The sequence below is a fragment of the Streptomyces sp. NPDC048606 genome (genome assembly GCF_040650855.1).
Lineage (GTDB): Bacteria > Actinomycetota > Actinomycetes > Streptomycetales > Streptomycetaceae > Streptomyces.
The window spans coordinates 19,084-39,374 of the sequence record NZ_JBEZIB010000001.1 but is presented as its reverse complement, the minus strand read 5'-3'; the positions used below and the strand labels follow the sequence as shown (position 1 = coordinate 39,374).

Sequence of the window (20,291 nt, the reverse complement as noted above, 5' to 3'; positions counted from 1 at the left end):
GGGCGGGGTCGCCGACCCCCGCCCGCCCGACGCCCCGCCCCGGTGCTACGCCTTGGACATCGCCACCTCCACCGGGGGCGTCCGCAGGGCGACCCGTCCCGGCAGGGCCGTCGCGCCCAGCGCCAACAGTCCGGCCGCGCCCACCACCACCGCGTACGCGAGCGGCAGCACGGTCGGGGCCGCCGAGCCGGTCATGCCCACGCTGAACGCGGTCAGCACCGCCAGCGCGATCCCCGTCCCCAGCACGGCACCGATCAGCAGCACGGCCAGCGTCTCCGCCCGCAGCATCTGCCGCACCTGCCACCGCTTCGCTCCGGCCAGCCGCAGCATCGCGAACTCGCGCAGCCGCTCGGCGGTCGACATCGCCAGCGTGTTGACCACCGCGATGGCGGTGAACGCGAGCACCAGGCCCATCACCAGCAGGTTGATCTCCGCCCCGGCGGCCTGCCGCTCCGCCCGGGCCTCGTCCGCGTCCGCCGCGGACAGCACGGCGACGCCCGGGTAGCCCCGTACGGCCTCGGTCAGTGCCTGCCGGCCGGTGCCCGGTTCCGCCGCCACGAGGACGGTGGCGGCCAGCGGGTTGTCGACGTGCGCGGCGACCAGGTCGCGCGGCAGCGTCAGGTCGCCGAAGCCCAGCCCCCGCGCGTAGACGGCGGACACCGTGAGGGTGACCGGCGTCCCGTCGCCCAGGGCCAGGCGCAGCGGGCTGCCGGGCTCCAGGCCGAGCTGCCGCGCGGCGAGTTCGCTGACGGCGACGTCGCCCTCGCCGAAGCCGTCGAGGCCGCCGCGCACGACGCCCGGGTCCCAGGTCCGGGTCAGGCCGGTCGGGGTGACGCCCTGGGCGGCGTACTTGGTCAGGCCGACCCGCACCGAGGTCCGCACGATCTCGGTGGCCGCCGTGACCCCGGGCGTACGGCGGATCCGGTCGACGGCCTCCGGGCCGACCCCGGGGCCCTGGGCGGCCAGCACCCACGGCGCCCGGACGCCCTCGCGGGCCTGGGTACGGGCGGCGTCCCCGAGGGTCGGCGCGATGAACAGCACGGTGCAGGTCATGCCGATCAGCAGCGCGAGCGGGGTGACGGCGGAGGCCATCCGCGTCGCGTTGCCGCGCAGGTTCGCGCCGGCCAGCCGACCCCCGGCGCCCGCCAGCCGCAGCGGCCCGGCGAGGAGGGCCGCGGCGGCGCGGACCAGCAGCGGTCCGAGCAGCGAGACGGCGCCGGCCAGCACCACCACGGCCAGGAAGGTCACCGGGGTCGAGGCCGGTTCGGTGCGCAGGGAGGCGAGGACGACGACCAGCACCGCCCCGCCCGCCAGCAGGACCAGCCCGATCAGCGTCCGGACCAGGCCGGGGCGGCCCCGGTCCACGGCGGCCTCGACGAGGGCTTCGGCGGGCCGGATGCGGGCGACGCGCCGGCCGGTGATCCGCGCGGCGGTCCAGGCTCCGAGCAGGCTCGCCGCGACGGCGGCGAGCACCGGGAAGATCCCGGCGGTGGGTTCCAGGGTGGCGGGGACCACGCCTTCGGCGACGAAGCGCTCGTGCAGCCAGGAGGCGAGGGGAAGCCCGGCGAGGGCACCGGCGACACCGGCGGCCAGTCCGACGATCAGCGCCTCCCGCCCGATCAGCCGGCGGACCTGCTTCGGGGTCGCGGCGACCGCGCGGAGCAGGGCCAGTTCGCGGTGGCGCTGCTGGACGGAGAGGGCGAAGGTGCCGACGACCACGAGGACCGCGACGAGGAGGGAGGTGCCGCCCATGGCGCCGCCCATCGACACCAGCTTGACGCGGGCTCCGGCGGCGTCGAGGAACTCGACGGGGCCGCGGGCGTCACCGGTGGAGACGACGGCGGCGGCCCGCGCCGGCGGGGCCTGCGCTCCCTCGACCCGCGCTCCCGCGTCCCGCGCGCCGGAGGCCCGTTCGGCGTCGCGCAGCGCCTGACCGATCCGCCCGGCGAGCACCCGCGGATCCACCCCGGGCGCGGGGAGCACCCCGATCGCGGAGACCCGCCCGGCGCGGGCGGCGAGCCGCTCGGCCTCGGCGTCGCCGAAGAACAGCGCGCCCTGGTGGGCGAGGTCGCCCCGCGCCGCCCGGGCGACACCGCTGACGGTGTACGCCTTCGGCTCGCCGCCGGCCTGGACCGTCAGCCGGGACCCGGGCTTCAGCGCGGCCCGCGCGGCCAGGCCCCGCTCGACGACGACCTCGTCGCCGCCGCGGGGTCCGGCGCCCTCGGTCAGGGTGAAGGGGGTGAGGACGGCGGAGGTCCAGGCGTGTCCGTACGAGGGCGCGCCCCCTGCCGCGGCGCCCGCGACCATCGCGGTGGCCGGGAAGGTGAGCTCGGGGACCACCCGGGCGGCTCCGGGGACCGCCCGGACCGTGTCCGCGGTCGCGGCGGGCAGCCAGGCCCGCTCGGTGACGGGCTTGGCCTTGTGCTTCGTCTTGGTCTTGCCCTTCTTCTCCTTGACCGTGGTCTGGTGCACGTTCTGGTCGGCGGAGACGACGATCGGCGTGCCCGCGTAGCGCTCGGTGGCGATCTTCCCCCGGAGCCCGGTCTCCAGGAGGGTGCCGCAGGCGGTGACCAGAGCGGCCGCGCACAGCAGCGCGACGAAGGCTCCGAGGAAACCGGCCTTGCGGTCCCTGACGGTCTGAAGGGCGTAACGCAGCATCATGCGGAAAACTCTGCCGCCCGGCCCGCGCCCTGACATTGGAGCGCCCCGGCGTCCCCACCCGGGGGGTAGCCCCACCCCCGCGCGCCCTCCCCCGAGGGCCCGCGCCGGGCCGGGCTCAGCCCGCCGGGTCGCCGTAGCCCAGGTCGTCGGCGTCCTCGCCCTCCGCCTCCAGCGCGCGCCGCACCACCCGCAGGGCCATGCCCTCCGGGTACCCCTTGCGGGCGAGCATCCCGGCGAGGCGCCGGATCCGCTTGTCCCGCTCCAGCCCGCGCGTGGCCCGGAGCCTGCGCTCCACGAGCTCCCGCGCGGTCTGCTCCTCCTGCTCGGAGTCCAGCTGCTCCAGGGCCTCCTGGACGAGGGTGGTGTGCACCCCCTTGGTCCGCAGCTCCTGGGCGAGTGCCCGGCGGGCCAGGCCCCGGCCCCGGTGCCGGGACTCGACCCAGGCCCCGGCGAAGGCGGCGTCGTCGATCAGGCCCACCTCCTCGTACCGGGAGAGGACCTCCTGCGACACCTCGTCGGGGATGCCCCGTTTCGCGAGGGCGTCCGCGAGCTGACGCCGGGTACGGGGCATCCCGGTGAGCAGGCGCAGACAGATCGCCCGCGCCTGCTCCTCGGGACTCTGGGGCGGCAGCTCCTGGCGGCCCTCCCGGCCTCCGGCGCCGCCCCTCTCCTGTTCCCGCACCGGGTCAGCTCTTGGCGGCGGCGGCCTTGGCCGGCGTCTTGGCCTTCGTCGCGGGGGCGGGAACGGCTGCCGCGGCGCCGTCCGCCGGAGCGGCGGCCGTCTCCTCGGCGGTCGCTTCGTCCTTGCGCACGCCGACGCCGAGCTTCTCCTTGATCTTCCGCTCGATCTCGTTGGCGAGGTCGGGGTTGTCCTTGAGGAAGTTGCGGGCGTTCTCCTTGCCCTGGCCCAGCTGGTCGCCCTCGTACGTGTACCAGGCGCCGGCCTTGCGGATGAAGCCGTGCTCCACGCCCATGTCGATCAGGCCGCCCTCGCGGCTGATGCCCTGGCCGTAGAGGATGTCGAACTCGGCCTGCTTGAACGGCGGCGCGACCTTGTTCTTCACGACCTTGCAGCGGGTGCGGTTGCCGACCGCCTCGGTGCCGTCCTTGAGGGTTTCGATGCGACGGATGTCGATGCGCACCGAGGCGTAGAACTTCAGCGCGCGACCACCGGTGGTGGTCTCCGGCGAGCCGAACATCACACCGATCTTCTCGCGGAGCTGGTTGATGAAGATCGCGGTGGTCTTGGACTGGTTCAGCGCACCCGTGATCTTGCGGAGGGCCTGGCTCATCAGGCGGGCCTGGAGACCCACGTGCGAGTCGCCCATCTCGCCCTCGATCTCCGCGCGCGGGACGAGCGCCGCGACGGAGTCGATGACGATCAGGTCGAGCGCACCGGAGCGGACCAGCATGTCGACGATCTCGAGCGCCTGCTCGCCGGTGTCCGGCTGGGACAGGATGAGGTTGTCGGTGTCGACGCCGAGGGCCTTGGCGTACTCGGGGTCGAGGGCGTGCTCGGCGTCGACGAAGGCGACGGTGCCGCCGGCCTTCTGCGCGTTCGCCACGGCGTGCAGGGTCAGGGTCGTCTTGCCGGAGGACTCCGGGCCGTACACCTCCACCACGCGGCCGCGCGGCAGACCGCCGACGCCGAGGGCGATGTCCAGCGCGGTCGACCCGGTCGGGATGACGTCGATGGGGTCGTTCGGCTTGTCGCCCAGGCGCATGACGGCGCCCTTGCCGAATTGCCGTTCAATCTGTGCGAGCGCGGCGTCGAGAGCCTTCTCGCGGTCGGTGCCTGCCATGGGTTCCACCCGGTTTGCTTGAGTCGATCGCTTCACGCCATTGACGCTAACGCCTGCCACTGACAATGCGCTTCCACGTCCGTTTCGGCTGTGGATAACTCATCAGAATGGATGTTCGATTTCCCTGTCAAGCGCGCCGCGCCGCCCCCGGCCCGGGCGGAGTCCGGTGCCCCCGTACAACGACGGACGGGACCCGCGGTGGCGCGGCGCCGCACACGGGAAGGACACCGGGAGGGCACGGGAGGGCACGGAAGGCCGCCCCGGCACCGCCGACCCCGCCGGCACCGATCCCCACGACCACGGGAAAACGGCCGGCCCGCCGGCATACTCCGGGCATGCCCGCCTTCACCACCGTCGCCGCGTACGTCCCGCCCGGAGTCGGCATGCTGGCCGTCGGCATCGTCGCGGAGGTGTTCGGCCCGCACGGGGAGGCGGTGCCCGGCTTCGACTTCGCCCTCTGCGCGGACCGGCCCGGAAACGTACCGACCGACCTCGGCGTACCGCTGGCGATCGGGCACGGCCTGGACCGGCTGGCCGCCGCCGATCTGGTGATCGCCCTCCCGGGGGCCGGTTTCCGTACGCCGCCCGCGCCCGCCGTCCTCGACGCCCTGTCGGCCGCGCACGCGCGCGGGGCCCTGGTCGCCGCGCACTGCGTCGGCGCCTTCGCGCTCGCCGCGGCCGGCCTCCTCGACGGCCGTCGGGCCACCACCCACTGGCGCTTCGCCGGGCTGCTGGCCCGGAGCTATCCGGAGGTCACCGTCGAGCCCGAGGCCCTGTACCTCGACGAGGGGCGCGTCACCACGGGCGCGGGCGCCGCCGCGGGCTTCGACCTGTGCCTGCACCTGATCCGACGGGAGCACGGGGCCGCCATGGCCAACCACATCGCCCGGGACATGGTGCTGCCCTCCCACCGGGACGGCGGCCAGGCCCAGTACCTGGCCGCCCCGGTCCCGGAGGACGGTGAGGACGAGCGCCTCGCGGACGTCCTCGCCTGGGCCCGCGCGCACCTGCACGAGCCGCTCCCGGTGGCGGAGTTGGCCCGCCGGGCCGTGATGAGCAAACGGTCCTTCGCCCGGCGCTTCGCCGCCGCCACCGGCACCACCCCGCACGCCTGGCTGCGGGAGCTGCGCCTGAGCGCCGCCGAGGAGCTGCTGGAGACCACCGACCTGCCGGTCGAGGAGGTCGCCCGCCGGGTGGGCTACGGCAGCGCGGCCGTCCTGCGCGAACGGTTCGTGGAGCGCCGGGGCGTACCGCCCCGCGCCTACCGCCGCTCCTTCACCCACAGGGGGTAGGGCCGCGCCGGGTCCCCCCGCCCGACCGCCGTGACCGTCGGGCGGGGGGACCTGACGCGTCCGGGCCGTTACGGCTTCGGCACGGCGCACCCGGGGCGGTTCAGGTCGATCTGGCTGCCGGGGCCGATGCAGGGCACGAGGGTGTACGTCTGCTGGCCGTAGTTGATGCCCCGGCGCACGGTCACGTTGCCGCTCTGGTCGACCTCGCAGGGGTTGTTGTCCGTGCAGCGTCCGCCGCTCTCGTTGCCCGTGTTGTTGACGGCGACCACCTTGCCGGTGGTGGTGTCGATCACGGGCGAGCCCGACGTGCCGCCGATGGTGTTGCAGGAGGAGGTGTAGCGGACGGAGTCCTTCCAGGTCCAGGCGCCTTCCTTGAGCCGGTAGGCGAAGCCGTCGACGTTGCAGCTGTAGGTGCGCTTCCAGTACCCGGACACCACCTTGATGGCGGAGCCCTGGGCGGGACGGACGTCGTTCAGCGTCAGCGCGCTGATGCCGTACTGGCTCTGGATCTGCGCGTAGGTGGTGGTGAGTTGGTAGAGCGAGACGTCCGTGTCCGTCATCGTCCCGTACGCGATCTTGTTGGCCCGCAGCGTCGCCACCTTCGAGCCGGCGGCGTTGAGCAGCGAGAACGTACGGCTGGAGGAGCGGTTGACGATGACCTCGCCGGCGGCGGGGAACCCGGTCTCCAGGCAGTGCCCGTTGGAGAGGACGAGCGCGGGGTCGTTCGGCTGGGAGCCGGGGGCGCGGACGACGGAGCCGGAACAGTTGCTCAGCGCGACCGTCCCGGCGTAGGTGACGGCGGCGGCCGAGGCGGAGTCGGTGGCGGGGCCCGCGGCGGCGGGGGCCGCGACGGCCGGGGCGGAGGCGGGCGTTGCGGCGTCGGGGCGGTCCGCGCCCTGATGGGAGGCCACGGCGGGCGCCGCCGCGACTCCGGTCAGGAGCAGGGAGAGCACGACGCCGGCGAGAGGCTTGTTCATGTGGGGGTTCCCCTCTGGTGACGATGCGACCGAAGATCCTTCGGTTGTCATGCGCATTGTTTGTCCGGGGAATCCAACTCACAAGAGGGCATGGGGAGTTGCGGAACGAGGCCGGCCGGAAACGCTCTTGCCCCCTTCCGGCGCCAATCGCCCCAACACCCACGAGGCGGGCGGAGGGCATCATTCCGGGGCGCTTGGGCCACGTCCTCGGGCCGCCCGACCCCCCGCCGCACGGGGCCGGTACCCTGCGGTGCCCCCGACCGGGGGACCGTGAAATTCCGCTCAGGAGGACCCATGGCCGTCAAGAAGGCCACCATCCAGCAGCAGGTGGCGGACGCCCTCGCCCAGGCGAACCCCACCGACCGACCCATCGTCACGATCCAGGCCGTCGCGGGCCCCAGCGTGTGGTTGATGAGCATGCTCGGCCTCATCGGCCAGGCCTTCCTCACCTACTACTTCGTGACCGTCACCGAGCAGGCCGTGGTGCTCCACCGGGCGAGTCGGATGAGCAACCGCCCGCAGGAGATCGTGTTCGCGATACCGCCGGCCGAGGCCGTCGGCACCGTGAGCGAGATCAAGCGCAACGCCATCTGGAGCTCGTTCCGCATGCAGCTCCCCGGCCAGGCCGCGCCGACCCGGATGAACGTGCACCGCAACTGGCGGGGCGAGATGGACCAGCTGTTGGGCCTGCTCGGCGGCCAGTCCCAGCCCGCGGCCTGACGGACCGCACCGCGGCGGAGGGGGACCCGTCCCCAGCCCCCCTCCGCCGCTCCGCCACCCCTGCCCCCGGCCGGGCCGGGGTCACCTCACCACCAGTACACGGGATAGCGGACGGCCCCCCGCCGCGCCCTCGACGCGGCCATGCCGGCCAGCACCAGCAACACCGCCGCCCCCGTCAACAGCGGTACGAAGACGACCGGATCCGGCGCCTGGAGGACCACCACCACCGTGGTCGCGGCCGCCGGCGAATGCGGGGTCCGGGCCAGGGTCATGACCCCCACCGCGACGCCCGCCGCGAGCGCGGCCACCCAGGGCGCGCGCCCCAGCAGCGCCAGCCCCACATAGCCGACCGCCGCGCACAGCAGGTGCCCCGCGACGACGCTGCGCGGCTGGGCCAACGGGAGCGCGGGCACCCCGTAGACGATCGCCGCGCTCGCCGCGATCGGCGGGATCAACACCGGCTCGTGCAGCAGCGCGCCGATCCCCACGAGCGCGAGCAGCGCGGCCGCCGCGACGCCTCCGCTGTGCAGGGCCGCGGCCGGCGCGGGCGAGGCGGGCGCGGGGGCCCGACCGGCGAAGGCCCGCAGGGTGGCGCGGCCGGGCTCCGCGCCGATCCGCTCGGTACTCGTATCCACACTCATGACCGCCAGGTCTACGGCGCCCCCGTATCCCCGGCCTATACGCGCGGGCCGCACGACCGCGACCCCACCCCGCTCCGCCCCGCCGCGCCCCGCCCCCGCCGCGACCCACGACACCCCCCGAGTGACAACTCAGGGTTGACACTCCTCGCAGCGTCAACCTAGGGTTGCCTCCATGACGAACCCTCCCGTGGAACCCGTCCGCATGACCAATCCGGTACGCCTCGACGACCTGATCGAGGCCATCAAGAAGGTCCACACCGACACCCTGGAGCAGCTCAGCGGCGCCGTCGTCGCGGCCGAGCACCTCGGGGACGTCGCCGACCACCTCATCGGCCACTTCGTCGACCAGGCCCGCCGGTCCGGCGCCTCCTGGACCGACATCGGCCGCAGCATGGGCGTCACGCGCCAGGCCGCCCAGAAGCGCTTCGTCCCCAAGGAGGACAAGGCGGCCGACCCGCAGTCCGCCCAGGGCTTCGGCCGGTTCACCCCCCGCGCCCGCAACGTCGTCGTGGCCGCCCAGGAGGAGGCCCGCGCCGGCGGCCACGCGGAGATCCGCACGGAACACCTGCTGCTCGGTCTGCTCGCCGAGCCCCAGGGCCTCGCCGCGCACGCCCTGCGCACGCAGGGGGTCGCCCCCGAGGACGTCCGCGCGGCGGCCACCGCCCATCTGCCCGAGGGCGTGGCGGCGGCCGAGGTCCCCGAGATGATCCCCTTCGACCTCTCCTCGCGGAAGGCCCTGGAGCTCACCTTCCGCGAGGCCCTGCGCCTGGGCCACGACTACGTGGGCACCGAGCACGTCCTGCTCGCCCTCCTCGAACTGGAGGACGGCGACGGCGTGCTGAGCGCGGTCCTCGGCGTCGACAAGGCCGCCGTCGAGGCCGAGATCAGCTCGCTCCTGTCCGGCCTCCTCGACGCCAACGGACCGACCGGACCGAGCGAACCGGGCGAACCCGGCGACCAGCGCCCGTCGTAGCACCGTCGCCGGGCTCGGCGACCTCGTACCGCCTGACGTAGGCACCGAGGAAGGCCTGGAGGGTGGCGACGGCCGGGATCGCGATCAGCGCCCCGACCGCGCCCATCAGGGCGGTGCCCGCGACGACCGAACCGAAGGCCACGGCCGGATGGATGTCGACGGTCTTCGAGGTCAGCTTGGGTTGCAGGACGTAGTTCTCGAACTGCTGGTAGACCACCACGAACCCGAGCACGTACAGGGCGTACCAGGGATTGACCGTGAAGGCGATCAGCGTCGGCAGCGCGCCCGCCAGGTAGGTGCCGATGGTGGGGATGAACTGCGACACCAGCCCCACCCACACCGCGAGGGCGGGCGCGTACGGCACGTCCAGGATCACGAACAGGACGTAGTGCGCGACCCCGGAGATCAGCGCCATCAGGCCCCGGGAGTAGAGGTACCCGCCGGTCTTCGCGACGGCGATCTCCCAGGCCCGCAGCACCTCCGCCTGCTTGGCGGGGGGCAGTACGGAGCACAGCGCGCGGCGCAGCCGGGGGCCGTCGGCGGCGAAGTAGAAGGAGAACAGGCCGACCGTCAGCAGGCGGAAGAGCCCGCCGAGCACGGTGGCCGACACGTCGAGGACCCCGCTCGCGCTGTTCTGGACGTACTTCTGCAACCAGTCGGAGCGCAGCAGGCTGTCCTGGATCTCCAGCCGGGACAGCTCGGTGCGGAAGGTCGAGTTGATCGAGTCGATCACCGAGTCGAGGTAGCGCGGAAAGCCCTCGACCATGGCGACGATCTGCCCGGCGAGCATCGAGCCGAGCAGCGCGAGGAAGCCGGCCACCGCCACGAACACGGTGAGGAACACCAGGAAGGTGGCGAGTCCGCGCCGCATGCCGCGGGCCGCCATCCGGGCCACGGCCGGCTCCACGGCGAGCGCGAGGAAGAACGCGATCAGGATGTTGAGGAGCAGCCCGATCAGCTGGTGGAAGGCCCAACTGCCGAGCTGGAAGCAGGCCACGAGGGCCAGTACGAGGATCACCGCGCGCGGCAGCCAGCGCGGCATGCGGGCGTCCGCCCCGGCCGCGCCGGGCACCCGGCCCCCGGGACCGCCGGGCCCGGCCGGGTCCGGCGGCCAGGGCGGCGTCGCACCCGCGGCGCCGGCAGCGCCCGCCGCCGCGTCCTCGCGAGCACCCGGGGCGTGCGGCCCGCCTCCCGCCGCGCCCCGCGCCCCGGCCGCCGGCTCCCCGCGCACGTCCCCGGCCTGCGGGTTCTCGGCGGATTCCGGCGTCGCCGGGGTCGTCACGTCCTCGGGGTCCCGGCCGCGCGGGCGGGTCGTCTCGTCTGTCGCTGCCACGCGGCCCAGTCTGTCCCACCGGCCGCCCGAACCACGAAGCGGCCGCCCGGCGGGGCCGGTTCAGCGCAGCGAGGCGGGCACGTCCATCGCCGAACACACCGCGCGCCACACGTCCTTGGTCTCCCAGCCCGCTTCGAGCGCCTGGTGGACGGTGAGTCCGCCGAGCTCGGTCATCACGTGGTCCCGGGCGAAGGAGTCCGCGTAGGAGGAGCCGAAGTGCTCGGCCATCCGCTCCCAGAAAATCGTCAACCGCATGCCCCCAGTATCCCGCCCCGGAGAGTGCACCGGTCCCGTTCGCCCCTCCCGGCCGCCTCTCCTGCGCCTACGGTTTCTCGCATGCCTGGAGACGAAGCCTCCCCGCTGGCCCGCGCCGAGCAGTTCATCTGGCTCACGGCCCGCGTGCTGGAGCAGCGCCGGTTCGCGTTCCACTTCCTCGGCGGCGACGCCGACCCGGTCGACGCGGCCCTCGGCGCGTACCTGGGCGACGACGGCGGCTACGGGCACGCCCTCGACCCCGACCTGCGCGGCCCGCTGAGCCAGCCCCTGCACACGGCGCACGCCCTGCGGATCCTCGACGGCCTCGGCCGGTGCGCGGGCCGGCGCGTGGAGCGGCTGTGCCACCACCTGACCCGGATCTCGACGCCCGACGGCGCGCTGCCGCTGGTCGTCCCCGCCCCGCGCGCCTACCCGACGGCCCCGTACCACCCGGTGCGCGACGACCCGCCGGGCGAGCTGCTGACGACGGGCCCGGTCGTGGGGGTGCTGCACCGCAACCGGATCTGGCACGCGTGGCTGTTCCGGGCCACGGACTTCTGCTGGGAGCGCGTCGAGACGCTGCGCCGGGCGACCCCGTACGAGGTGCTGGGCGCGGTGGCCTTCCTCGACGGGGTGCCCGACCGGCCCCGCGCGACGGCGGCGGCCGACCGGCTGGGCCGGCTGGTGCGCGAGCTGCGCCTCGCGGTGCTGGACCCGGCCCGCGCCGAGGAGTACCCGCCGTCCCCGGGCCGCGCCCCCGGCGAGCCGCTGTTCCCGCACGACTACGCCCGCCGGCCCGAGTCGCTGGCCCGGGGCTGGTTCACCGACGAGGAGATGCGGCGTTCGCTGGACTTCCTCGGCGCCGAGCAGCAGCCGGACGGCGGCTGGCCGGTGCACCGCCGGGCCTGGGCCCCGGGCAGCTCCCTGGAGCGGCGTCCGATCGCGACCCTGGAGGCGCTGCTGACGCTGCGGGCGTACGGGCGGCCCCTGGGCGCGGTCAGCCCCCCAGGGCCCGCACTCCCGCGGTGACCACGACGGCCGCGGCGACCACGACGAGGAACGGGGCCCGCAGCAGCAGGGCGAGGCCGGCGGCGGCCAGCCCGGCGGCGCGGGCGTCGACGACGAGCGCGCTGCCGGTGCTGAAGGTCTGCTGGGCGGTGAGCGCGGCCAGCAGCGCCACCGGCAGCAGGGCGGCCAGCCTGCGCACCGTCGGCCGTTCCAGGGCGGCGGCGGGCACGAGCAGCCCGGCGAGCTTGACGGCGTAGCAGCCGACGACGGTGAGCCCGATGGCGATCCAGACGTTCACGGGCGGCGTCCCTTCATCCACAGCACGGCGGGCGCGGCGAGCGCGGCGACCAGGACCGGCACCCCGGCGGGCAGCACCGGCAGGAAGCCCAGCCCGAGGACCAGGGCGAGGGCGGCGACGGCCCGCTCGGTGCCGGTCTTGAGCATCGGCGCGAGCAGGGCCAGGAACACGGCGGGCCCGGCGGCGTCCAGCCCCCAGGCGGCGGTGTCGCCGATGGCCTCGGCGCCGAGCGCGCCGAGCAGGGTGGTCAGGTTCCACAGCACGTAGAGCGTGAGCCCGGTGACGGTGAAGCCGAGCCGGGCCGACTTGCGGTCGGGCTGGGCGAGGGCCACGGCGGTGGTCTCGTCGATCACCCAGTGGGCGGCGAAGGGCTTCGCCGCGCGGGGCAGCGCGAGCAGCTGCGACAGGCGCAGGCCGTAGAAGGCGTTGCGGGTGCCGAGGAAGAAGGCGCCGGCGGCGGCGGTGAACGGGTTGCCGCCCGCCGCGAGGGCTCCGACCAGCGCGAACTGCGAGGCGCCGGTGAAGACCAGCAGGCTCAGCACGCAGGCCTGGAGGGCGCTGATGCCGGCTCCCGCCGCGGTCACGCCGAAGGCGAATCCGGACAGCCCTACGGCCACCCCCACGCCGAGCGCGTCCCGTACCACGGCGGCGCGCGGCCGGCCGGCGTCGACCCCCGCAGGGGTCTCCTGTGTCACGATCCGAGTTTCTCCCACGCCCCGAACGTACGCAGGCCGGCGGGTCGGGGTCTTGTACGTTCTTGCACGTCGCGGCGGCCTCCGCCGCGTCCGCGCCCGCTTCGCCCCCTAGGGCACCGGCCGCGGGCCCGCGGCCGGAACGAGGCCCGCACCGCGTCCGCGCCCGCCCGGACGCCCCCGCACGCGCCCCCGCGCCGGGGGGGCGGCGCGTCAGTCCTCCCGGGCCCGCTCCCTGCGGTAGGCGCCCGGCGGGACGCCCACGATGCGGGTGAAGTGCCGGTTCAGGTGCGGCTGGTCCGTGAACCCGACGGCGACGGCCGCCTCCGCCGGGGCCGTGCCCGCGTCGAGGAGCGCGCGCCCGCCGGACCCGGGCGTCGGTGAGCCAGGTGTGCGGCGGCATCCCGTACCGCGCGCGGAAGGCCCGCAGCAGGGCGAAGGGGCTGGTGCCGAGCTCCGCCGCGAGCCGCTCCAGGGAGGGCGGGTCCGCCATCCGCCCCTCCAGCACCTCCCGGGCCCGTTCGGCGTCGGCCGCGCCCGCGCCGCGGGCCGTACGGGCGGGCAGCGGGCCCGCGTGCCGGCCAAGCATCCGCGCCACCACGCCCCGCAGCAGGGTGTCGGCGGCGAGCGCGTTGCCCGACTCGGCGGCCCGGTGCACCTCGGTGATGGCCCGCGAGGCCTGCGCGTCGGCGACCATGTCGGTGGTGAAACCGGGGGTGCCGCGCAGGGTGCCCAGCTCGGCGGCGACCTCGGTGATCAGGGCGCGGGAGGGGTAGAGGGTGGCGTAGGCCCAGCCCTCGGGCACGCCGGCGCGCGCCGTGTGCGCGACCTCCGGGTTGATCAGCACGACGCTGCCCGGCCCGGCCCGGACCACTCCCCCGGGCAGGCCGATCTCCTCGACGCCGCCGGTGACGGCCGCGATGACGTACCCGTCGTGGGCGTGGCGCGGGAAGGTGTGGCGCACGTAGTGGGCGCGCAGCAGGTCGAGGCCGGGCAGCTGCGCGTACCGCCAGTGCCGTGCCCACTCCCCGTTGCCCTCGGCGCTCCCCATCCCCCCATTCTGCGCCCCGCCCGGCGCCGGTGTTTGCCCAGGTCCGGGGCGTTGTCGGTGGGCGGGTGCAGGATGGTGGGATGGCACGCTCCGCGCTCGACTCGTTCTCGCCCGCGACCCGCTCCTGGTTCTCGGGGGCCTTCGACTCGCCGACGGCCGCGCAGGAGGGGGCCTGGCGGGCCATCGGCGAGGGGGCGGACGTGCTCGTCGTGGCCCCGACCGGCTCCGGCAAGACGCTGGCCGCGTTCCTCGCCGCCCTGGACCGGCTGGCGTCGACCCCGCCGCCCGCCGAGGCCCGCAAGCGCTGCCGGGTGCTGTACGTGTCGCCGCTGAAGGCCCTCGCCGTCGACGTGGAGCGCAACCTGCGCAGTCCCCTGACCGGGATCCGGCAGGAGTCGGCGCGGCTCGGCCTGCCGGAGCCCGAGGTCCGGGTGGGGATCCGTTCCGGGGACACCCCGCCCGCCGAGCGCCGGGCGCTGTCGACGAGACCGCCGGACATCCTGATCACCACGCCCGAGTCGCTGTTCCTGATGCTGACCTCCTCGGCCCGGGAGGCCCTGGCGGGCGTGGAGACGGTGATCCTGGACGAGGTGCACGCCGTGGCGGGCACCAAGAGGGGCGCCCACCTGGCGCTCTCCCTGGAGCGGTTGGACGCGTTGCTGCCGCGGCCGGCGCGCCGGATCGGCCTGTCGGCGACGGTCCGTCCGGTGGAGGAGATGGCCCGCTACCTGGCGCCGCGCGGCCGGGTGGAGATCGTGCAGCCGCCTTCGGACAAGGAGTTCGACCTGTCGGTGGTCGTCCCGGTCGAGGACATGGGCGAGTTGGGCGGCTCCCCGGCCTCCGAGGGCCGCGAAGGGGGAGATCGGCCGTCGATCTGGCCGCAGGTCGAGGAGCGGATCGCGGACCTCGTCCAGGCCCACCGCTCGACGATCGTGTTCGCCAACTCCCGCCGCCTCGCGGAGCGGCTGTGCAACCGGCTCAACGAGATCGCGTACGAGCGGGCGACGGGCGAGACCCTCGGCCAGGGGGCGCCCCCGCCCGCCGAGATCATGGCCCAGTCGGGCGCCGCGCACGGCGCCCCGCCGCTGCTGGCCCGCGCGCACCACGGCTCGGTGTCCAAGGAACAGCGGGCACTGGTCGAGGAGGACCTCAAGGCGGGCCGGCTGCCGGCCGTGGTGGCGACGTCGAGCCTGGAGCTGGGCATCGACATGGGCGCCGTCGACCTGGTGGTGCAGGTGGAGTCGCCGCCGTCGGTGGCCTCCGGGCTCCAGCGGGTGGGCCGCGCCGGGCACCAGGTCGGCGCGGTCTCCACGGGCGTGGTGTTCCCCAAGTACCGCGGCGACCTGGTGCAGGCGGCCGTGGTGACCGAGAGGATGCGCGTCGGCGCCATCGAGTCCCTGCGCGTCCCCTCCAATCCGCTCGACGTCCTGGCCCAGCAGCTCGTCGCGATGACGGCGATGGACACCTGGCAGCTGGACGACCTGCTGGCCCTGGTGCGGCGGGCCGCGCCCTTCGCCGCACTGCCCGAGTCGGCGTTCACGGCGGTGCTGGACATGCTGGCGGGCCGCTACCCCTCGGACGCCTTCGCCGAGCTGAGACCGCGGGTGGTGTGGGACCGGGTGGCGGGGACGATCACCGGCCGGCCGGGGGCCCAGCGCCTCGCGGTGACCTCCGGCGGCACGATCCCCGACCGGGGACTGTTCGGCGTGTTCCTCGCGGGCTCCGACCCGAAGAAGGGCGGCGGCCGGGTCGGCGAGCTGGACGAGGAGATGGTGTACGAGTCCCGCGTGGGGGACGTGTTCACCCTGGGCACCACCTCCTGGCGGATCGAGGACATCACCCGCGACCGGGTCCTGGTCACCCCGGCCCCCGGAGTGCCGGGCCGGCTGCCCTTCTGGAAGGGGGACCAGCTGGGCCGCCCCCTCGAACTGGGCCGGGCGGTCGGCGCGTTCCTGCGCGAGCTGGGCGCGCTCGGCGCCGAGGACGCCCGGCTGCGGCTGCTGGCGGCCGGACTGGACGCCTGGGCCGCGGAGAACGTCATCGCCTACCTCGCCGAACAGCGCGAGGCCTGCGGGCACGTGCCGGACGACCGGACCATCGTCGTGGAGCGCTTCCGCGACGAGCTGGGCGACTGGCGCGTCGTGGTCCACTCCCCGTTCGGCGCGCAGGTGCACGCCCCGTGGGCGCTCGCCCTCGGCGCCCGCCTCGCCGAGCGCTACGGAATGGACGCGCAGGTCATGCACGCCGACGACGGCATCGTGCTGCGCCTGCCGGACGCCGACCTGCTCGGCATGGACCTCCTCGACCACGATCCGGCGCACGTGGCGGCGCCCTCCTTCGAGTTCGACGACGGACAGGCCCCCCTGGGCGCCGCCGACGTCACCTTCGACCAGGGCGAGATCGGCGGGATCGTCACCGACCAGGTGGGCGGCTCCGCCCTGTTCGCCTCCCGTTTCCGCGAGTGCGCCGCCCGCGCCCTGCTGCTGCCGCGCCGCGACCCCGGCCGGCGCACGCCGTTGTGGCAGCAGCGCCAGCGTGCGGCGCAGCTGCTCCAGGTGGCCTCGGAGTTCGGTTCGTTCCCGATCGTGTTGGAGGCCGTACGGGAGTGCCTCCAGGACGTGTTCGACGTGCCGGGGCTGACCGAGCTGATGGGGGACGTCGAGGCCCGGCGGGTCCGTCTGGTCGAGGTCACCACGCCCGAGCCCTCCCCCTTCGCCCGCTCCCTGCTGTTCGGTTACGTCGCCCAGTTCCTCTACGAGGGGGACTCGCCGCTCGCCGAGCGCAGGGCGGCGGCGCTCTCGCTGGACTCCCGGCTGCTGGCCGAGCTGCTCGGCCAGGCGGAGCTGCGCGAACTCCTCGACGCCGAGGTGCTGGAGGAGCTGGAGCGCGAGCTGGGGTGGCTCACCGAGGAGCGGCGGGCCAAGGACGCCGAGTCGGTGGCCGACCTGCTGCGCCTGCTGGGCCCGCTGACGGAGGCTGAGTTGGCCGCGCGGGGCGCCGAGGCGGCCTGGGCGCGGGAGCTGGAGACGGCCCGGCGGGCCATCAGGGTGCGGATCGGCGGCGCCGAGCACTGGGCCGCGGTGGAGGACGCCGGCCGGCTGCGGGACGCGCTGGGCACGGCGCTGCCGGTCGGGGTGCCGGAGGCGTTCACCGAGCCGGTGAAGGATCCGCTGGGCGATCTCCTGGCCCGGTACGCCCGGACGCACGGGCCGTTCACCACGGCCGTCGCGGCGGCCCGCTTCGGCCTGGGCGCGGCGGTGACGGAGGGCGCGCTGCACCGGCTGGCGGCGGCGGGCCGGCTGGTGCAGGGCGAGTTCCATCCGGCGGGCATCGGCCAGGAGTGGTGCGACGCGGCGGTGTTGCGCAGGCTGCGGCGCAGATCGCTGGCCGCGCTGCGCCAGGAGCTGGAGCCGGTGCCGCCCGCGTCGCTGGCCGTCTTCCTGCCGCAGTGGCAGCACCTGGGCGGCGGGCTGCGCGGGATCGACGGCCTGGCCCGGGCGGTGGAGCAGCTCCAGGGCGCGCCGGTCCCGGCGTCGGCGTTGGAGCGGCTGGTGCTGCCCTCGCGGGTGGCGGGCTACGCCCCGGGCCTGCTGGACGAGTTGACGACCAGCGGGGAGGTGGTGTGGGCGGGGGCCGGGGCGCTGGCGGGCAAGGACGGCTGGATCTCCCTGTACCTGGCGGAGGCGGCCCCCCTGTTGCTGCCCGAGCCGCACCCGCTGGAGCTGACGGAGCTGCACCGGGCCGTGCTCGACGCCCTCGCGGGCGGTTACGGCCTCTTCTTCCGCCAGCTCACCGACGCCGTGCGGGCCCACCGGCCGGAGGTCTCGGACGCGGCCCTGTCCTCGGTGGTGTGGGACCTCGCCTGGTCGGGCCGGCTGACGAACGACAGCCTGGCGCCGCTGCGGTCCCTGTTGGGCTCGGGCCGCACCGCCGGCGCCACCGCGCACCGGGCCCGGCGTACGGTCCCGCGCGGCCGGTACGGCACGCTGGGGGCCACGGTGACCCGTAGCGGACCGCCCACGGTCTCCGGCCGCTGGTCGCTGCTGCCGGCGCCGGCGCCCGACCCGACGCACCGCGCCCACGCCCTGGCCCGGACGCTGCTGGACCGGCACGGGGTGGTCACGCGGGGCGCGGTGGCCGCGGAGGGCGTCGAGGGCGGCTTCAGCGCGGTCTACCGGATCCTGTCGGCGTTCGAGGACAGCGGGCAGGCCCGGCGGGGGTACGTGGTGGAGGGGCTGGGCGCGGCCCAGTTCGCGATGGACGGGGCGGTGGACCGGCTGCGGGCGGCCGAGCATACGCCGCCCCCGTTGGCGGCGGTGGTCCTCGCGGCCGCCGATCCGGCGAACGCCTACGGCGCGGCCCTGCCCTGGCCGGAGCCGCCGGCCGGGGCCACGCACAAGCCGGGCCGCAAGGCGGGCTCGCTGGTGGTGCTGGTCGACGGGGAGCTGACGCTGTACCTGGAGCGCGGCGGGAAGACGCTGCTGGCGTGGCCGCCGGAGCCGGCGGATCCCCGTCTGGCGGCGGCCGCGGCGGCCCTGGTGGCGGCCTCCCGCTCGGGCGGTCTGCCGACGCTGACGGTGGAGCGGATCAACACGGCGGCGGCCCTGACCTCGCCGTTCGGCTCCGCCCTGGAGACGGCCGGGTTCCACGCCACCCCGCGGGGGCTGCGCCTGCGCGACTGAGCGCGCCCGACGGTATCGACCGCGCATCTTATGTCTTGGGCATGTCACGAGTCGGTCGCCGGATGCCGGCAGGGCGACCGAATCGCTTATCCGTGCTTTATCAAGGTGGTCACACACGTCGCGTTCGACGCAGTGGAACGCACACCACCATGGGGGACAAGAGAAGTGAGCACCATCAGCATGCGCAAGACCACCCTGGCCTCGGTCGGTCTGGCGGTCGCCGGCACCCTCGTCCTGACGGGCTGCAAGGACGGCAACGAAGAGCTCTCCCCCGCCCAGCCCTCGGCGGCCGCGTCGGCCGGCCAGTCCTCCGCCCCCTCCGACCCCGCCGCGCAGCCCGCCGGCTCGGCGGCCCCGAGCACCGGCGCGAGCGCCAGTGCCCCGGCCGGCGGAGCCGAGGCGGGCGCGGGCGGCACGGCCAAGTCGGGCCAGACCTTCAAGATCGGCGAGGCCGCGACGGTCCCGTTCAGCTACGGCAACAACAAGGGCGGCCAGATCGCCCTGGCCGTCACCGCGATCGAGCAGGGCGACCCGGCCGACCTGGACGTCCTCAAGCTGGGCGACAAGGTCAAGGGGATGATCCCCTACTACATCCGCTACTCGGTCAAGAACACCGGCACGACGGACCTGTCCTACTCCTCCGTGGGCCACATCAAGGGCCTCCTCGGGGACGGCTCCGAGGCACAGGGCGTCTCGATCATCGGCAAGTTCGAGAAGTGCCCGAACGAGTCCCTGCCCAAGGGGTTCACCAACGGCAAGACCCAGACCAGCTGCGCCGTGGCCCTGGCCCCGTCCGCGCAGACCAAGGTCTCCGGCGCCGAGTACTGGGGGGACCCGTACAACTCGCTGAACAAGAACAAGGGCCTCGTCTGGAAGTAGGGGCCCCGGCGCCGCCCACCGGCCGCCCGAGGACCGACCCCCGGGGCGAGGACCCGCCCCGGGGGGGGGCCGCCCGCCCCCTCCCCGCCACGACACGCCCCACGACGCCACCGCGCCACCGCGCCGGCACGACACCCGCCCGGGCTCCCCGCCCCGCCTCGGGGCCCCGCGAGGGACAATGGCGGGGTGCCCGAAGGAGACAGCGTCCACCGCGCGGCGGCCCGCCTGCACGCCGCCCTCGCCGGCAGCCCGCTGACCGTCTTCGACCTGCGCGTCCCCCGCTTCGCCACCGCCGACCTCACCGGCCGCACCACCCTCGACGTCACCCCGCGCGGCAAGCACCTCCTCGCCCGCATCGAAGGCGGCCTCACCCTCCACAGCCACCTGCGCATGGACGGCGCCTGGCACGTCTTCGCCCCCGGCCGGCCGTGGCACGGCGGCCCCGTCCACGAGATCCGGGCCGTGCTGGCCACCGCGCACGCCACCGCCGTCGGCTACCGCCTGCCCGTCCTGGAGCTGCTGCGCACCCGCGACGAGGACCGGGTGGTGGGCCACCTGGGCCCCGACCTCCTCGGCCCCGACTGGGACCCCGCCCGCGCCGCGGCGAACCTCCTGGCCGACCCCGGGCGCCCGCTCGGCGAGGCCCTGCTGGACCAGCGCAACCTGGCGGGCATCGGCAACATCTACAAGGCCGAGCTCTGCTTCCTCGCCCAGGTCACCCCCTGGACCCCGGTCGGCGCGCTCCCCGATCCGCCGACCACCCTGCCCCGCCTGGCGTCCGCCGCGCAGCGCCTGCTGGCCGCGAACATCGGCGACTCCGACCGGTCGGGCCGGCGCAACACCACCGGCAGCCGGCGCCCGGGCCGGGAGCTGTTCGTCTACGGCCGCGCCCGCCGCCCCTGCCTGCGCTGCGGCACCCCCGTCCGCGAGGCCCCCCAGGACGACCGCCCCACGTACTGGTGCCCCCGCTGCCAGACGGGGCCGACCCCGAACGACCCCGCCGCATAGTTGACGACCCGTCAGGTCC

Annotated in this window: 16 protein-coding genes and 1 pseudogene; 7 read left to right on the top strand and 10 right to left on the bottom strand. The window is 75.3% G+C overall.

Going from position 1 to position 20,291, the window contains the following annotated elements:
• Nucleotides 1–45: 45 nt before the first annotated feature.
• From AB0D01_RS00155 to recA, 3 genes are all read right to left on the bottom strand, one after another.
• Complete coding sequence (locus tag AB0D01_RS00155) at nucleotides 46–2,661, bottom strand: ABC transporter permease (RefSeq protein WP_363052466.1); 2,616 nt, start codon at nucleotides 2,659–2,661, stop codon at nucleotides 46–48.
• 115 nt (nucleotides 2,662–2,776) lie between these two features.
• Entirely contained in the window at nucleotides 2,777–3,343 is a 567-nt protein-coding gene (gene recX / locus AB0D01_RS00150; protein WP_363052465.1) for a recombination regulator RecX, read from the bottom strand.
• 4 nt (nucleotides 3,344–3,347) lie between these two features.
• On the bottom strand, nucleotides 3,348–4,463 hold the full coding sequence (gene recA, locus AB0D01_RS00145; RefSeq protein WP_363052463.1) for a recombinase RecA: 1,116 nt from the start codon (nucleotides 4,461–4,463) through the stop codon (nucleotides 3,348–3,350).
• A 335-nt stretch (nucleotides 4,464–4,798) separates the two neighbouring features.
• Here recA and AB0D01_RS00140 point away from each other — a divergent pair, with 335 nt between their 5' ends.
• Entirely contained in the window at nucleotides 4,799–5,755 is a 957-nt protein-coding gene (locus tag AB0D01_RS00140; protein ID WP_363052462.1) for a helix-turn-helix domain-containing protein, read from the top strand.
• Nucleotides 5,756–5,823: 68 nt separating this feature from the next.
• Here AB0D01_RS00140 and AB0D01_RS00135 read toward each other — a convergent pair whose 3' ends face one another.
• A complete protein-coding gene (locus tag AB0D01_RS00135) occupies nucleotides 5,824–6,732 on the bottom strand; it encodes a serine protease (protein ID WP_363052460.1) in 909 nt (302 codons plus the stop codon).
• Between the two features lie 294 nt (nucleotides 6,733–7,026).
• Between AB0D01_RS00135 and AB0D01_RS00130 the strand changes: the two genes are divergently transcribed.
• On the top strand, nucleotides 7,027–7,452 hold the full coding sequence (locus tag AB0D01_RS00130; RefSeq protein WP_363052458.1) for a hypothetical protein: 426 nt from the start codon (nucleotides 7,027–7,029) through the stop codon (nucleotides 7,450–7,452).
• An 86-nt stretch (nucleotides 7,453–7,538) separates the two neighbouring features.
• Here AB0D01_RS00130 and AB0D01_RS00125 read toward each other — a convergent pair whose 3' ends face one another.
• Nucleotides 7,539–8,093, bottom strand: a complete 555-nt coding sequence (locus tag AB0D01_RS00125) for an HPP family protein (protein ID WP_363052456.1) — start codon at nucleotides 8,091–8,093, stop codon at nucleotides 7,539–7,541.
• Between the two features lie 172 nt (nucleotides 8,094–8,265).
• On the opposite strand from AB0D01_RS00125, the gene AB0D01_RS00120 reads away from it, so the two are divergent.
• Nucleotides 8,266–9,066: a Clp protease N-terminal domain-containing protein gene (locus AB0D01_RS00120; RefSeq protein ID WP_363052454.1), complete on the top strand. Its 801-nt coding sequence runs from the start codon at nucleotides 8,266–8,268 to the stop codon at nucleotides 9,064–9,066.
• Here AB0D01_RS00120 and AB0D01_RS00115 read toward each other — a convergent pair.
• Together AB0D01_RS00115 and AB0D01_RS00110 are read right to left on the bottom strand one after the other, a co-directional pair.
• On the bottom strand, nucleotides 8,978–10,108 hold the full coding sequence (locus AB0D01_RS00115; RefSeq protein WP_363053034.1) for an AI-2E family transporter: 1,131 nt from the start codon (nucleotides 10,106–10,108) through the stop codon (nucleotides 8,978–8,980). The two genes, AB0D01_RS00120 and AB0D01_RS00115, sit on opposite strands and share 89 nt — an antisense overlap.
• A gap of 351 nt (nucleotides 10,109–10,459) precedes the next feature.
• Nucleotides 10,460–10,654, bottom strand: coding sequence for a DUF3046 domain-containing protein (locus AB0D01_RS00110; RefSeq protein WP_363052452.1), 195 nt, complete (start codon nucleotides 10,652–10,654; stop codon nucleotides 10,460–10,462).
• 81 nt (nucleotides 10,655–10,735) lie between these two features.
• Between AB0D01_RS00110 and AB0D01_RS00105 the strand changes: the two genes are divergently transcribed.
• Nucleotides 10,736–11,683 (top strand): hypothetical protein, encoded by a 948-nt coding sequence (locus AB0D01_RS00105; RefSeq protein WP_363052450.1) that lies wholly within the window; start codon nucleotides 10,736–10,738, stop codon nucleotides 11,681–11,683.
• Here AB0D01_RS00105 and AB0D01_RS00100 read toward each other — a convergent pair.
• The 3 genes and pseudogenes from AB0D01_RS00100 to AB0D01_RS00090 all read right to left on the bottom strand — a co-directional run bounded on the left by AB0D01_RS00100 (nucleotide 11,652) and on the right by AB0D01_RS00090 (nucleotide 13,703).
• Nucleotides 11,652–11,960, bottom strand: coding sequence for an AzlD domain-containing protein (locus AB0D01_RS00100; protein WP_363052448.1), 309 nt, complete (start codon nucleotides 11,958–11,960; stop codon nucleotides 11,652–11,654). The genes AB0D01_RS00105 and AB0D01_RS00100 overlap by 32 nt on opposite strands.
• Entirely contained in the window at nucleotides 11,957–12,655 is a 699-nt protein-coding gene (locus tag AB0D01_RS00095; protein WP_363052446.1) for an AzlC family ABC transporter permease, read from the bottom strand. The genes AB0D01_RS00100 and AB0D01_RS00095 overlap by 4 nt, the downstream gene beginning before the upstream one ends.
• A 210-nt stretch (nucleotides 12,656–12,865) precedes the next feature.
• Nucleotides 12,866–13,703 (bottom strand): annotated as a pseudogene (locus AB0D01_RS00090) (AraC family transcriptional regulator).
• An 80-nt stretch (nucleotides 13,704–13,783) separates the two neighbouring features.
• On the opposite strand from AB0D01_RS00090, the gene AB0D01_RS00085 reads away from it, so the two are divergent.
• From AB0D01_RS00085 to AB0D01_RS00075, 3 genes are all read left to right on the top strand, one after another.
• A complete protein-coding gene (locus tag AB0D01_RS00085) occupies nucleotides 13,784–18,385 on the top strand; it encodes an ATP-dependent helicase (protein ID WP_363052444.1) in 4,602 nt (1,533 codons plus the stop codon).
• Nucleotides 18,386–18,550: 165 nt separating this feature from the next.
• A complete protein-coding gene (locus AB0D01_RS00080) occupies nucleotides 18,551–19,264 on the top strand; it encodes a hypothetical protein (RefSeq protein ID WP_363052443.1) in 714 nt (237 codons plus the stop codon).
• Between the two features lie 186 nt (nucleotides 19,265–19,450).
• Nucleotides 19,451–20,272 carry a DNA-formamidopyrimidine glycosylase family protein gene (locus AB0D01_RS00075; RefSeq protein WP_363052441.1) on the top strand — a complete coding sequence of 274 codons (822 nt, stop codon included), beginning with the start codon at nucleotides 19,451–19,453 and terminating at the stop codon, nucleotides 20,270–20,272.
• Nucleotides 20,273–20,291: the final 19 nt, after the last annotated feature.

Coding starts and splice junctions, on each gene's coding strand:
- AB0D01_RS00125 (WP_363052456.1), bottom strand. CDS start 8,093: ATGAGTGTGGATACGAGTACCGAGCGGATCGGCGCGGAGCCCGGCCGC.
- AB0D01_RS00155 (WP_363052466.1), bottom strand. CDS start 2,661: ATGATGCTGCGTTACGCCCTTCAGACCGTCAGGGACCGCAAGGCCGGT.
- AB0D01_RS00110 (WP_363052452.1), bottom strand. CDS start 10,654: ATGCGGTTGACGATTTTCTGGGAGCGGATGGCCGAGCACTTCGGCTCC.
- AB0D01_RS00135 (WP_363052460.1), bottom strand. CDS start 6,732: ATGAACAAGCCTCTCGCCGGCGTCGTGCTCTCCCTGCTCCTGACCGGA.
- AB0D01_RS00140 (WP_363052462.1), top strand. CDS start 4,799: ATGCCCGCCTTCACCACCGTCGCCGCGTACGTCCCGCCCGGAGTCGGC.
- AB0D01_RS00085 (WP_363052444.1), top strand. CDS start 13,784: ATGGCACGCTCCGCGCTCGACTCGTTCTCGCCCGCGACCCGCTCCTGG.
- AB0D01_RS00120 (WP_363052454.1), top strand. CDS start 8,266: ATGACGAACCCTCCCGTGGAACCCGTCCGCATGACCAATCCGGTACGC.
- AB0D01_RS00105 (WP_363052450.1), top strand. CDS start 10,736: ATGCCTGGAGACGAAGCCTCCCCGCTGGCCCGCGCCGAGCAGTTCATC.
- AB0D01_RS00115 (WP_363053034.1), bottom strand. CDS start 10,108: ATGCCGCGCTGGCTGCCGCGCGCGGTGATCCTCGTACTGGCCCTCGTG.
- recA (WP_363052463.1), bottom strand. CDS start 4,463: ATGGCAGGCACCGACCGCGAGAAGGCTCTCGACGCCGCGCTCGCACAG.
- AB0D01_RS00130 (WP_363052458.1), top strand. CDS start 7,027: ATGGCCGTCAAGAAGGCCACCATCCAGCAGCAGGTGGCGGACGCCCTC.